Source organism: Cryobacterium sp. 10I1 (assembly GCF_035019805.1).
GTDB lineage: Bacteria > Actinomycetota > Actinomycetes > Actinomycetales > Microbacteriaceae > Cryobacterium > Cryobacterium glucosi.
Genome location: NZ_JASJVF010000595.1, coordinates 1 through 356, shown reverse-complemented (window position 1 = coordinate 356; position 356 = coordinate 1). Strand labels below are relative to the sequence as shown.

Genomic DNA, 356 nt, shown 5'->3' with positions numbered 1-356 from the left:
ACCGGATGCTGTCCGACCGTTCCGTGATCCTGGTCACCCATGATCCGCTCGACGCCCTCGCCCTCGCCGACCGGGTCATCGTGCTCGAGGACGGCCGGATCGTCGAGGCCGGCCCCACCCGCGAGGTCTTCGCGAACCCTCGCGCCGCATTCACCCGCGCCCTGACCTTCGGCCTCACCCCTGGGACGGCCGAATCCCGCGAAGACGGCTTAACCTAGGAGCATGACGCTTTCCGCCCCATCGTTCCGTCGTGCCGCCGCCGTGGCGCTGACCGAGGACGAGGTCGCCCGCATCCGCAACGACTTCCCGATCCTCGAGCAGCGCATCAACGGGCATCCGCTCAACTATCTGGACTC

1 pseudogene is annotated in these 356 nt (G+C 68.3%); it reads left to right on the top strand.

The window, feature by feature from the left end:
- A pseudogene (locus tag QN345_RS19925) lies at nucleotides 1-218 on the top strand (molybdenum ABC transporter ATP-binding protein); the annotation flags it as partial.
- Nucleotides 219-356: the final 138 nt, after the last annotated feature.